This window comes from Flavobacterium sp. 2, assembly GCF_049949195.1.
GTDB lineage: Bacteria > Bacteroidota > Bacteroidia > Flavobacteriales > Flavobacteriaceae > Flavobacterium.
In genome coordinates this window covers 3,815,873-3,829,235 of record NZ_CP188206.1, presented here as the reverse complement: position 1 = coordinate 3,829,235, position 13,363 = coordinate 3,815,873, and the positions used below count along the sequence as shown (strand labels likewise).

Annotated in this window: 14 protein-coding genes; 13 read left to right on the top strand and 1 reads right to left on the bottom strand. The window is 33.3% G+C overall.

Annotation, left to right across the window (positions count from 1 at the left end; all coding sequences use genetic code 11):
• Positions 1–44: 44 nt before the first annotated feature.
• From ACNFIH_RS16650 to ACNFIH_RS16610, 9 genes are all read left to right on the top strand, one after another.
• Positions 45–422 carry a hypothetical protein gene (locus ACNFIH_RS16650; RefSeq protein ID WP_426483974.1) on the top strand — a complete coding sequence of 126 codons (378 nt, stop codon included), beginning with the start codon at positions 45–47 and terminating at the stop codon, positions 420–422.
• A 109-nt stretch (positions 423–531) separates the two neighbouring features.
• Positions 532–1,062 carry a DUF3347 domain-containing protein gene (locus tag ACNFIH_RS16645; RefSeq protein WP_035649816.1) on the top strand — a complete coding sequence of 177 codons (531 nt, stop codon included), beginning with the start codon at positions 532–534 and terminating at the stop codon, positions 1,060–1,062.
• Positions 1,063–1,064: 2 nt separating this feature from the next.
• Complete coding sequence (locus ACNFIH_RS16640) at positions 1,065–1,625, top strand: AraC family transcriptional regulator (protein WP_035649818.1); 561 nt, start codon at positions 1,065–1,067, stop codon at positions 1,623–1,625.
• A gap of 293 nt (positions 1,626–1,918) precedes the next feature.
• Positions 1,919–4,453 carry a heavy metal translocating P-type ATPase gene (locus ACNFIH_RS16635; protein WP_426483973.1) on the top strand — a complete coding sequence of 845 codons (2,535 nt, stop codon included), beginning with the start codon at positions 1,919–1,921 and terminating at the stop codon, positions 4,451–4,453.
• 6 nt (positions 4,454–4,459) lie between these two features.
• Positions 4,460–6,700, top strand: a complete 2,241-nt coding sequence (locus ACNFIH_RS16630) for a multicopper oxidase family protein (protein WP_426483972.1) — start codon at positions 4,460–4,462, stop codon at positions 6,698–6,700.
• Between the two features lie 34 nt (positions 6,701–6,734).
• Entirely contained in the window at positions 6,735–7,067 is a 333-nt protein-coding gene (locus tag ACNFIH_RS16625) for a hypothetical protein (RefSeq protein ID WP_426483971.1), read from the top strand.
• On the top strand, positions 7,064–7,744 hold the full coding sequence (locus ACNFIH_RS16620) for a hypothetical protein (RefSeq protein ID WP_426483970.1): 681 nt from the start codon (positions 7,064–7,066) through the stop codon (positions 7,742–7,744). Before ACNFIH_RS16625 ends, ACNFIH_RS16620 begins: the two co-directional genes overlap by 4 nt.
• Positions 7,745–8,109: 365 nt before the next feature.
• A complete protein-coding gene (locus tag ACNFIH_RS16615; RefSeq protein ID WP_426483969.1) occupies positions 8,110–8,793 on the top strand; it encodes a hypothetical protein in 684 nt (227 codons plus the stop codon).
• 128 nt (positions 8,794–8,921) lie between these two features.
• Positions 8,922–9,083 (top strand): hypothetical protein, encoded by a 162-nt coding sequence (locus tag ACNFIH_RS16610; protein ID WP_154275325.1) that lies wholly within the window; start codon positions 8,922–8,924, stop codon positions 9,081–9,083.
• A 126-nt stretch (positions 9,084–9,209) separates the two neighbouring features.
• On the opposite strand, the gene ACNFIH_RS16605 is transcribed toward ACNFIH_RS16610, so the two are convergent.
• On the bottom strand, positions 9,210–9,662 hold the full coding sequence (locus ACNFIH_RS16605) for a DUF4442 domain-containing protein (protein ID WP_026727702.1): 453 nt from the start codon (positions 9,660–9,662) through the stop codon (positions 9,210–9,212).
• Positions 9,663–9,892: 230 nt separating this feature from the next.
• On the opposite strand from ACNFIH_RS16605, the gene ACNFIH_RS16600 reads away from it, so the two are divergent.
• From ACNFIH_RS16600 to ACNFIH_RS16585, 4 genes are all read left to right on the top strand, one after another.
• The gene (locus ACNFIH_RS16600; RefSeq protein ID WP_081909359.1) at positions 9,893–10,372 is read left to right on the top strand and encodes a DUF4870 domain-containing protein; all 480 of its coding nucleotides are present in this window, start codon (positions 9,893–9,895) and stop codon (positions 10,370–10,372) included.
• A gap of 98 nt (positions 10,373–10,470) precedes the next feature.
• A complete protein-coding gene (locus ACNFIH_RS16595; protein WP_017498072.1) occupies positions 10,471–10,803 on the top strand; it encodes a PadR family transcriptional regulator in 333 nt (110 codons plus the stop codon).
• A 3-nt stretch (positions 10,804–10,806) separates the two neighbouring features.
• Positions 10,807–12,537, top strand: a complete 1,731-nt coding sequence (locus ACNFIH_RS16590) for a PspC domain-containing protein (RefSeq protein WP_426483968.1) — start codon at positions 10,807–10,809, stop codon at positions 12,535–12,537.
• An 11-nt stretch (positions 12,538–12,548) separates the two neighbouring features.
• Entirely contained in the window at positions 12,549–13,283 is a 735-nt protein-coding gene (locus ACNFIH_RS16585; RefSeq protein ID WP_035649827.1) for a head GIN domain-containing protein, read from the top strand.
• Positions 13,284–13,363: the final 80 nt, after the last annotated feature.

Sequence of the window (13,363 nt, the reverse complement as noted above, 5' to 3'; positions counted from 1 at the left end):
AGCTAAAGATTTTTATCTAAATTTGTATCACCAATATATTTCCTTTGACAAAAAAAGTACACATATTATTTCTCATTTTAACTTTTGGCTTCTTTATGATGTCGAATGCGAGTTATGCTTGTGGAAAATCGGCGGAGAAAAATTTATGCGAAAAGAAAATGAATCCAGCTAAAGATTCTTGTCAAAAAGAGTGTTGCAAAGAAACTCATAATTCAAAAAAAGACGACCACGGATGCAGTGGAAAATGCAATCATTCCGGATGCACTACTTCAGGCTTACAGTTTAGTTTAATAACTGAAAATCAATTCGGCATTAACAACGAATTATTTCATTTTTCTTTTAAAAAACCAATCATGTACTATAAAAACAGTAGTATTTCGGATGGTTTTACTTCAATTTGGGCCCCGCCAAAAATAAAATAATTGTATTTGTAACAGCCATAATTGGCTCTAAATCAAACACAATTTACATTAATCATTTCAAAAATAAAAACTAATTAAGGAAATCGAATTCCTTCTAAATCTATATAAAATGAAAAAGTCAATATCAATTATAACAGCAATAATCGCATTTGTTTTCACTTCAAATACTATTCAGGCGAATACAATAAAATCAGAATCAGGAACAACAGAAATTATTGAAGCTAGTCAGTTACAATCTGTTTATGATGCTTATTTCAATGTAAAAGATGCGCTTATTAAAAGTGACAGCAAATTAACTTCGGCAAAAGCCACAGCTTTATTGACAGCAATTACAGCTGTAAAAATGGACAAACTAAAAAGCAACGAACATACCGTTTGGATGAAAGTGGTAAAGAAATTAACTGCTGACGCGAAAAACATTTCTGCAACAACAGACCTTAAAAAACAACGTGAGACTTTTAAATCTTTATCTAAAAGCACTTACGATTTAATAAAAGTTTCAAGTCCAGACCAGCCAATCTACAAACAATATTGCCCAATGGCAGATGCTGACTGGTTAAGCAAGGAAAAAGCAGTTAAGAATCCGTATTACGGTTCTTCTATGCTGACTTGTGGAAATGTTGTAGAAACGATCAAATAAATATGAAGCTCTACATCAAAAATATGGTGTGTGCCCGATGTAAAATGGTTGTGGAGTCTGAGTTTGAAAAACTCGGACTCCAAACTATTTCTGTTGAGTTGGGTGAAGTAGAACTTAAAGAAGAAATCACCGATAACCAAAAAGAAGTTTTATTAGAAAACCTGCAATCGTTGGGTTTTGATTTAATTGATGATAAAAAAACGAAAACAGTCGAAAGAATAAAGAACTTAATTGTCGATTTGGTTCATCATAAAAACAATGATTTAAAAATCAACTTGTCCGATTATTTAGCCGAAAATCTAAATCAGGATTATAATTCGCTGAGCAATCTCTTTTCTGAAATTGAAAACACAACAATCGAAAAATATTTCATTAGTCAAAAAATTGAAAAAGTAAAAGAATTATTGATTTACAATGAGCTTTCGTTAAGCGAAATTGCTGATATTTTAAATTACAGTAATGTGGCACATTTGAGTAATCAATTCAAAAAAATTACGGGCTTTACTCCTACTTCGTTCAAACAATTGAAAGATAAAAAACGTATTCAGATTGAGAATTTGTAAAAGTCAATTTCTCGCAAAGTCGCAAAAGCGCTAAGATTTTTTAGCCACAGATTATAAGGATTAATAAGATTTTTAAAATCTGTGTTAATCTTTTTAATCTGTGGCTAACTTTTTATGCGTAAGCTTTGAGAACTTTATAATCTTAAAAAAAACCTTCGTGCGCTTTGCGTAAATTCTTTGCGTCCTTTGCGTTAAAAAAAAATAGTAAATCTTACAAATCATTCTCAAAATTCTACAAACCAAACTCACAGATACTTCGGAAATTTGCATTGTAATACTTAAAAACCAATACAATGACTCATCAATATATAATTTCAGGAATGTCTTGCAACGGATGCCGAACCAAAGTTGAAAAAACTTTGAATGAAATTGAAGGAATTCAGGCAGAAGTAACATTGAATCCGCCAACTGCTGTGATAATAATGAACAAACATGTTGCTACTGAAAAATTTCAGGAAGTTTTATCTGCGGCAGGAAATTATACTATCGAAATGGATTCTCCTAAAAACCATTCTGAGACAGCTGAAAAATCTTGCTGTTCAGGTCATAAAAAAGAGAACCACAATCATCATAAATTGGGAACAAAAAAAGTACATCAGCACAGTGCAAATGGCGTTTATTATTGTCCAATGCATTGCGAAGGCGACAAAACATACAACAAACCCGGAGACTGTCCAGTTTGTGGAATGGATTTAGTTCCACAAGTTGCCATAACAGCGACGCAATTTACTTGTCCGATGCATCCAGAAATCGTATCAAACGAACCTGGCGATTGTCCGATCTGTGGAATGGATTTGGTTCCGATGCAGGCTTCAGAAACTGAAGAGAACAAAACCTATTCTGATTTATTGAAGAAAATGAAAATTGCGATTTTGTTTACGTTTCCTATTTTCATCATTTCAATGTCAGAAATGATTCCGAATAATCCACTTTACAATATAATGTCAATAGAAAAATGGAATTGGGTTCAGTTTTTATTTTCAATTCCAGTTTTGTTTTATGCAGGATGGATGTTTTTTGTTCGTGCTTATAAATCAATTGTGACTTGGAATTTAAACATGTTCACTTTAATCGGAATTGGAACCAGCGTTGCTTTCCTATTTAGTATTGTCGGAATGTTTTTTCCTGATATTTTCCCAACCGAATTCAAATCGCATCACGGAACGATTCATTTGTATTTTGAAGCTGCGACAGTAATTATCACTTTAGTTTTATTAGGACAATTATTGGAAGCCAAAGCTCACGGACAAACTAATGGAGCGATAAAAGAATTATTAAAATTAGCTCCAACTGAAGCTACTTTGGTAGAAAATGGAATTGATAAAGTAATCTCCATCCACAATATCAAAAAAGGCGACTTACTTCGTGTAAAACCAGGAGAAAAAATTCCAGTTGACGGAAAAATAACTTCTGGCGAAAGCAGTATTGACGAATCTATGATTACGGGAGAACCAATTCCGGTAGATAAAAAAACTGGCGATGCCGTAATTTCCGGAACTATAAATGGTACAAAATCATTTGTAATGATTGCTGAAAAAGTCGGTTCAGAAACCATGCTCTCGCAGATTATCCAAATGGTAAATGATGCCAGCAGATCTCGTGCTCCAATTCAGAAATTAGCCGATCGCGTTTCTAAATACTTTGTACCAACTGTAGTTATCATTTCTGTTTTAACCTTTTTTGTTTGGGCAAAATTTGGTCCAGAACCTGCTTACGTTTATGGATTAATCAATGCGATTGCCGTTTTAATTATCGCTTGTCCTTGTGCGCTTGGTTTGGCAACTCCAATGTCGGTTATGGTTGGTGTTGGAAAAGGAGCCCAAAACGGAATTTTAATTAAAAATGCCGAAGCTCTGGAAAACATGAATAAAATCGATGTTTTAATTACCGATAAAACTGGAACCATTACAGAAGGAAAACCATCTGTAGAAAAAATATATTCGATTACTAATGAGGAGGATTTTCTGCTTCAAAATATTGCTTCGTTAAATCAGCATAGCGAACATCCTTTGGCGCAGGCTGTAGTCAATTTCGCGAAAGCTAAAAACAGTTCTTTAAAAGAAGTTCAAGGTTTTGAAACCATTGCTGGGAAAGGAGTTTTAGGAACTATCGAAGGCAAAAAAGTAGCTTTAGGAAACAAAAAATTAATGGAAGAAATTGGCGCTTCTATTTCTAGTGATTTAGAACAAAAAGTTACAGCCGAACAAAATTTAGGAAAAACTATTTCGTACATCGCAATTGAAAATATTGTTTTAGGCTATGTTGCCATTACCGATGCCATCAAAGAAAATAGCGAAAAAGCCATTAAAGAATTAATCGATCAAGGCGTTGAGGTTATCATGATGACGGGCGACAATCATAATACAGCAAAAGCCGTTGCCGAACATTTGCATTTGAGCTCTTTCAAGGCAGATTGTCTTCCCGAAGATAAATTAAAAGAAATTGAACGCCTTCAAGCACAAGGAAAAATCGTTGCGATGGCGGGAGACGGAATCAATGATGCGCCAGCTTTAGCACAATCCAATATCGGAATCGCGATGGGAACAGGAACTGATGTCGCCATCGAAAGCGCTAAAATCACTTTGGTAAAAGGTGATTTAAACGGAATTGTAAAAGCCAAAAACCTCAGCCATGCTGTAATGTCAAATATCAAACAGAATTTATTCTTCGCTTTTATCTATAATACTTTGGGTGTGCCAATTGCAGCGGGGATATTATATCCGTTTTTAGGAATTTTGCTTTCGCCGATGTTGGCTGCTGTGGCAATGAGTTTGAGTTCTGTATCCGTAATCGTAAATGCTTTGCGATTAAGAAATCTAAAATTATAATCGATCATGAAAATCAAATATCTCTTTATACTTTTCTTAATTGCTTTTCAGTTAAAGGCCCAAAAAGTAGTTCGTTACGATTTGCATGTTCGTGATACCATTGTTAATTTTTCGGGTAAGGAAAAACGCGCGATTGCAGTAAACGGACAGATTCCGATGCCAACTTTGACTTTTACCGAAGGCGATATTGCAGAAATTTATGTACATAACGAATTAAAAAAAGAAACGACTTCAATGCACTGGCACGGATTGTTTCTGCCAAATAAGGAAGACGGCGTTCCGTATTTAACTCAAATGCCGATTGAGCCTGGAACAACTCATAAATATTCTTTCCCGATTATTCAGAATGGAACGTATTGGTATCACAGTCATTCGGGCTTACAAGAACAAATTGGTTTATACGGACTTTTTATCATCAATAAGAAAAAAGACGATCCTACTATTCGAAAAGGAATTGACGATTTGCCGACAATTCCTGTTATTTTAAGCGAATGGTCTGATCTGAAACCAGAGAATATTCAGCGAATGTTGCACAATGCCAATGATTGGTTTGCCATCAAAAAAGGAACAACGCAAAGTTATTCCGAAGCCATAAAGCAAGGACATTTTTCAACTAAAGTGACCAACGAATGGAAACGAATGAACGCGATGGATGTAAGTGATGTTTATTATGAAAAGTTTCTGATTAACGGTAAAAATGAACAACAGTTTTCAGATCTGAAGCCAGGCTCGAAAGTCCGTTTGCGAATTGCAAACGGAGGCGCTTCGAGTTATTTCTGGCTGACTTATGGCGGAGGAAAAATTACCGTTGTAGCAAGCGATGGAAATGACGTTGATCCTGTAGAAGTCGATCGTTTGATTATTGCCGTTTCTGAAACTTATGATGTTGTCGTTACTGTTCCAGAAGACCATAAATCTTTTGCCTTTTTGGCTACAGCCGAAGATAGAACTGGATCTGCATCTTTGTTTTTAGGAAATGGAGAAAAACAGCCTGTTCATCATCTTTCAAAATTAAAATATTTTGAAGGAATGAAAATGATGAACGATATGATGAAAATGAACGGCGAAATGAACGATATGGGCATGAATATGTCTTTGAACAAAATGGACATGAACGCCGTAATGTATCCGGAAATTTCGGGTGAAGATGAAAATTCTGAACCAAAAATGGACCATTCCAATCATAATATGGAGAACATGAAAATGGAAAGCGACAGCACTGAAACCTCCGAAATTGTGACTTTAAATTACGGAATGCTGAAATCTCCTTTTAAAACCAATCTTCCGAAAGATGCGCCTGTAAAAGAATTACGATTTACTTTATCTGGAAATATGAATCGCTATGTCTGGAGTCTGGATAATAAAGTAGTTTCTGAAACCGATAAAATTTTAATTAAAAAAGGAGAAAACGTTCGTATCGTTTTATACAACGGATCCATGATGCGCCACCCAATGCATTTACACGGACATGATTTTAGAATTCTGAATGAACACGGCGATTATTCTCCACTCAAAAATGTAATTGATATTATGCCAATGGAAACCGATACGATCGAGTTTCAGGCAAATGCTGATGGCGACTGGTTTTTCCATTGCCATATTTTATATCACATGATGGCTGGAATGGGAAGAATTTTTAGTTATGAAAATTCAGCACCAAATCCGTTGATTCATCATCCGGAAATGGCTTTTAAAATGTTGAAAATGGACGATCGAATGTTTCATTTTATGGCAGAAAATGATTTTGCTACGAATGGAAATGATGGTGAAGCGATGTTCAGCAACACGCGTTGGAGCATCGGAACGGAATGGAGATTGGGTTACAATGACAAACATGGTTATGAAACCGAAACACACATTGGAAGATATATCGGAAAAAATCAATGGTTAATGCCTTTTATTGGTTTTGATTGGCGTTACCGAAAAATGGGAATGGACGAACAAGAGCAAAATCTGTTTGGTCAAAAAAACACCAAAGACAACCGTTCGGTTTTCAGTTTAGGAGCTGAATATACTTTGCCAATGCTTATAAAAGCACAGGTTGAGGTTTATACCGATGGAAATGTTCGTTTGCAATTTGAACGAAAAGATATTCCGCTTTCCAAACGTTTACGAATGAATTTAATGTGGAATACGGATAAAGAATATATGGCAGGATTGAAATATGTTGCTGGGCGAAACTTTGGAATTACGACACATTATGACAGCGATATGGGAATTGGTTTTGGAGTAAATTTGAATTATTAATCTTATATTAGCATAGAAATTTTATCAAATTAATATGTTTGGCGAATCTCATTTTATTGCACTATTAGAATACAAAAGTACCGAAGAAGGCGGCCGAAAAACTGCAGCAAGCTCTGGATACAGACCACATATAAAATTTCCCTTCGATGAATATATGACTTCTGGAATCCAACTTTTCATTGATACAGAATTTGTACTTCCAGGAGAATCTGTTTCTGCAATAATCCGCATTTTATCTACTGAATATTTTGAAGGCAAACTATATGAAGGTTTAGAATTTGTCTTTTGCGAAGGTTCTCGCACAATTGGAACAGGAAAAATAACTGAAATCATAAATCCGAAACTAAAACATAATTTTCAAGAATGAAAAAATTAAATTTCTTATTGTTATTTCTCACTGCTTTTATTTCTGGAATAATCTTAACAAACTGTAATAATAAAGAAGCTGATTTACAATTTGAAAAAAATGTAATGTATGAAATTAATCCTCCATTAATGGATTCTGTTTGGGTTAATGCTTTAGAATATTATATACCACCTCCACCTCCGCCGATAAAGGATACTCCAGAGTATAGGATTCATATAAAGAAGCAATACAAAAAACAATTTAATCAAGATTTAGCAGATTTTAAAAAAAGGAAGTTTCGTATTGATCTAGTCATTTTAGACAAAGCAATTTCAAAACAAAAAGGAAGAGAACTACAAGCTCACTTCAAGGAAGCTGAAATATCAGAAAACAATATTCTAGACACACTCGATTATAAATTTGACAGAAAAAAACTTGATTCTTATCAAGCTTTTAAGCTTCATTACGTTCCAAGAATACCACGTGGAAATGACAGAAGATTTTATAACGAATGTTGTTATTCTGTACGAGGGGTGTTCATTTTTAGCAGAATTCAATTTGATAATGAAAAAAAGTACGGTCTACTTACTGCGGAAATCAATTGCGGTGACATGTGCAGTTACGGATATCGAATTTTCATCAAAAAGGTAAAAGAGAAATGGGTAATTGATAAAATAGAAAAAGCATGGATTGCATAATGGCATTACTTTTGAACTAAGCATATTATACTCTTAACTTTATGAACCAAACTCTTTTCCTTTTATTACTTGCTTTACCAATCATTTTTCAAATTATATTCGGTAGAAAAGCAATTGCCGAAAGCATAAAACTAACTTTTTTTAAAGTCTGTTTAATTACCTTTCTTTCTCAATTTATATCCTTCATCATTGCGTTTAAACTACTTTCAAACAAACTGCGATCGGAATCAAACGGACAAATTCACTGTGGAATGCCGTTCGTTGGATTAATAGGTTTAGAAATCATTATAGCCATAATTATATTGTTCATCATTTTTGTTCAATATTTAATAAAGAGATCGTATAATCGTACTAATGAATAAAAAATGAAAGTAATTTCTATTCTCCTAGTTTTCTATTTTAATAATGCCTTTGCTCAATTTGCAGTCATAAAAGATAACGATGGATATGTAAATATTCGATCTGAAGCATCAAAAGAAAATAACATTTCAGACAAATTGAACAATGGTTTTGTTGTGTATTGTTTCGAACCAAAAAATAATTGGATCAATATCGATTATTCGAAAAACAATAAAGACAGAAATGGATATTTATACAAAGATCGGGTTCAATATTTATCTGAATTTGCAGTTATTCCATTAGTCAAAGAAACTAAAAATCAGGTTATTTTTAAGAAAGATGGTTTTGATATTAGTATTGAAAGCAAAAATTTTGAATCAAATTCAGCAAAATTAACCTTTCTTGAGAAGGACAAATCTATACTTAAAAAGATTAACGGAAAAGATTTTTGGGGAACCGATGGAGGAATTCCAAAAAAGGCTTATAAAAGCATAACTGTAGTGATTGACAAAAAGACTATTGAACTTCCTAAAAATTCTTTTGATGATTTGTTCGAACCTAGTCTTTATAACACTAAAATTAATTACGACAAAAAGAACGACATGCTATATATCTCTTCTAGCAATAGCGATGGAGCTGGAGGTTATGAAATTGTTTGGGTTATAGAAAAAGGAAAATATAAAGAGCGAAAAATTGCCTTTGGTTTCTAAATTATCTAACCTTTTTCAGCTTGTTTTTTTACAAAAACATTAACTAAATTGTAAGAATCAACCTTAAGAAATGTCGCTATATTTGATTCACCAATTACAATTCTCTAACAAAAATAAATTAAATCAAAATGACAAAAGTTATTACAATCGTTACTGTTGCTTTATTTACAATTGGCGTGAATGCTCAAGATACTGCGCCTGCTAAAAAAGAAAAAGCAAAAAAAGAATCATGCTGTAAAAAAACGTCAACAGATAAAAAAGACAAAAAATCTTGTTGTGTTAAAAAATAAACGAAATGCTGATTTCAAGAAAAAGGCCTCAAAAATATTTGAGGCCTTTTTTTTAAAGCCACAGATTAAAAGGATTATAAAGATTTTTTGATAATCAGTATAATCCTTTTAATCTGTGGCTAAATATTATTTCAATCGAACACTCCATTCAAAATCCATTTCTGAAACTTGAACACCTTCTTCATTTGTTCCGATAGATTTCATCCAGAATGTCTGTCCTTCTCCAGTTTCAATAGTTCTTTGAATCGCTTCAGCAATTAAATGTCCGTCGTTGCAGACAAATGTGATTCTTCCCGTTGCTTTTTTAGTGAAGTTTCCTTTATTATTGGCAACCAACATAGAGATTTTTCGACCGCTTTCCTGAATTTGAGAAATAACCAAAGCCCCTGTTGTCAACTCTGCCGCCATAGCCTGCACGGCAAAATACATCGAATTAAACGGATTCTGATTGATCCATCTATGTTTGACGCTTACAATACAGCTGTCTTTATCGATAGCTTTTACACGTACCCCGCAAAAGTATGCTGATGGTAATTTGAACAATACAAATTTGTTGAGTTTGGAAACTGAAACTGCCATGTGATATATTTTTTTAGTAAAAATACAAAAAAACTATGCACGCACAATAAATTCGATACACTTTTGAAAGACATCAATAAAATCAGGCATTCCGAATGATTTTCAGCAAATTATCCTTGTACTACAAATATTAAACTTGTTAAAATTTTGTTAATATTTGGTACTATGCAAAACAAGATACTGTTTTTTAGACATATATTTGCATAAGAAAATACTATATACTTTTAATCATGGAAACAACAACACCACTCATCATGGAAACAACATCAGAAAGAAACACATCAGCGTTTACACATTTAAGTACATTAAGCCAGTACATTATTCCTTTTGGGAATTATATTTTCCCAATCATTATTTGGTCGAGCTACAAAGACAAATCAGAATTTGTAAATCACCACGGAAAACAGACATTGAATTTTCAATTGAGTTTATTGCTTTACACTTTGGTTTTGGCCTTAATCGCAATTCCGATTTTCGTATCAGTAGTTTTGCAAAACATTCCGATGGAAGCTGTTTTTAACGACGAAGATTTCGTAATCAGAAATTTCAATTTTCAAGGAAACATTGCCTTATTAAGTATCGGCGCGACAGCTGTTTTACTTTTTGGATTGCTAAAATTTGTTGAATTCTTTTTAGTGATTTATGCTTCGATAAAAGCTTCAAACGGAGAATTATACAATTATCCGCTTACGATTCCTTTTATAAAGTAATCTAAAAGGGTTAAAAGATTATAGACACAATCAATCATCAATCAATTATCATCAATCAAAAAACGAATTGTTCAATCTAAAAAAAACAAAATGAAATTATGAACATTGAAAACACAAAAGCACAGATGCGCAAAGGTGTTCTTGAGTTTTGCATCTTATCAGTATTAAAAGAGAAAGACGCATATACATCTGAAATATTAGACACTTTAAAAAACGCAAAATTACTAGTTGTAGAAGGAACCGTTTATCCGTTGTTAACTAGATTGAAAAATGACGGTTTACTAAATTATCGCTGGGAAGAATCGACCTCAGGGCCGCCACGAAAATATTATGGATTAACCGAGATAGGACAAACTTTTTTAAACGAACTTAGCGGCACTTGGACAGAATTATCTGACGCCGTAAAACTAATCACCAATCAAAATCAATAAGTCATGAACAAAACAGTAAATATTAACTTAGGCGGTATGTTTTTTCACATCGATGAAGATGCATATTTAAAATTGACACGCTATTTTGACGCTATAAAACGATCATTGAACAATTCGTCTGGACAAGATGAAATTATTAAAGACATCGAAATGCGCGTTTCTGAATTATTAACAGAAAAACAAAAAAGCGAAAAACATGTTGTTGGCTTAAAAGACGTTGACGAAGTGATTGCGGTGATGGGCCAACCTGAAGATTACCGAATTGAGGATGAAGAAAGCCAAAATCAATCTTTCAATAATTACGGTGCAAGACAGCATAAAAAATTATACCGTGACAAAGAAAAAGGTATGATTGGTGGTGTTGCAACTGGTTTAGGACATTATTTTGGAATTGATGCCGTTTGGATCAAAATCATATTCTTAATATTTGTTTTTGCAGGTTTTGGAACTGGAATCTTAGCTTACTTCGTACTTTGGATCGTAACTCCTGAAGCGGTAACAACTTCAGAGAAACTAGAAATGACTGGAGAACCAGTTACGATTTCAAACATCGAAAAAAAAGTACGTGAAGAAATTGACTCATTGTCTGAAAAATTCAAAAATGCAGATTATGACAAAATGGGAAACCAGGTAAAGTCGGGAGCTGAGAGAATAAGTAGTTCATTTGGAGACTTTGTCATGACGGTTTTTAAAATCTTTGCTAAATTTTTAGGTGTAATTCTAATCATGGCGGGAATCACTACTCTAATTCTTTTATTAATTGGAGTATTTACTTTAGGAACAAACGTTTTTATTGATTTCCCTTGGCAAAACTTTGTTGAAGCAGGAAACTTTACAGAATATCCTATTTGGTCTTTCGGTTTATTGATGCTTTTTGCAGTTGGAATTCCATTTTTCTTCCTGACTTTATTAGGATTTAAATTGTTATCTCCAAATTTGAAATCAATCGGGAATATTACAAAATATACTTTGCTTGCCATCTGGATTATTGCTGTTGCAATTGCAATCAGCATCGGAATCAAACAAGCGACTGAAATATCTTATGATAACAAAACAGTTGAGAAGAAATCATTGAACATTACGTCAAAAGATACTCTTTATGTAAAATTCAGATACAATGATTATTATGCTAAAGATTTGAATCATCATCATGAATTCACTTTTGTACAAGATTCAGCAAACAACAACTTGATTTATTCTAATGATGTTCGTTTACATGTTTTATACACTGACAATGCTTCTCCTTACTTACAAATTGAAAAAAGTGCAAGAGGGAATTCATTTTCAAGTGCAAAGAAAAGAGCTGAAAAAATCAATTATGGTATTCAGATTAACGGAAATCACTTAATTTTGGATAATTATTTTCTGACAGATGTAAAAAATAAGTTCAGAGGACAAGAAGTTGATGTATATTTGTACTTGCCGGAAGGGCAATTATTTAAGCCAGATTCTTCAGTACAAGATTACGACGATTCTGAAAATGATTTCTTCAACCTGCACTTTAGCGGAGATTACAATTACAAAGTTGAAGGTTCAAAAATAAAATGTTTAAACTGCCCTGCAGAAGAGAACGAATATAATGATGGAGATTATGATAGTGACGAAAACACTATTGAAAATGACACTGTAAAGGAAGTTTCGATTAAAATTAACGGAAAAGAAGTTTTAAACGGAAAAAAAACCAAAGGAAAGTTAACCACTGATAAAAACGGAGTTATAATTAAAATCAACTAATAACTAAGGCCATGATCAAAATAATCATTCATATTACAAAATTTATTATTGCAACTGTTACCGCATTATTATTTGCTTCTTGCAACTTTAATTTGAATACAGTTGAAGGAAGCGGACATGTAACAACTGAAAAAAGAATTGTTCAGGGAGATTTCAAAAAAGTATCTGTAAGCAATGCGATCGATCTAGTAATCGTACAATCTGATTCAACTGAAATTGTTGTTGAAGCTGATGATAATTTGCAAAAAGAAATCATTACAAAAGTTGAAAACGGAACATTAGTAATTAGCTGTAAATTCAGTTCTTTCAGAAATGTTACGACTAAAAAAGTAACGGTAAAAATGCCAGTTATTGATAAGCTTGAAGCTTCGAGCGCCGCAACGGTACAAAGCAAAAATGTAATTCAGTCACAGGATATCGATTTGGAAACTTCAAGTGCAGCAACTATGACTGTTAATGTAGAATCTGACAATATTTCGGCAGAATCTGGAAGCGGAAGTTCTATTTCAGTTGAAGGAAAAGCATTAAAAATCAAAACTTCAGCATCTAGCGGTTCTAATATTAATGCAGAAAAATTATTAGCAAACGAAGTTCATGCAGAAGCTTCAAGCGGAGGAAGCGTAAATGTGCATCCGATTGTAAGTCTTAAAGCTGAAGCATCAAGCGGAGGAAGCATCAATTACGACTCAACTCCAAAGACTGTTGAAAAAAGTTCACATTCTGGCGGAAGCATTAGTCAGGGATAGTCAATATTTATGTGTTAAATATAAAAGAAATCATTCATCAAAAGTGGATGATTTTTTTATATTTGTCAAAATCAAATCAA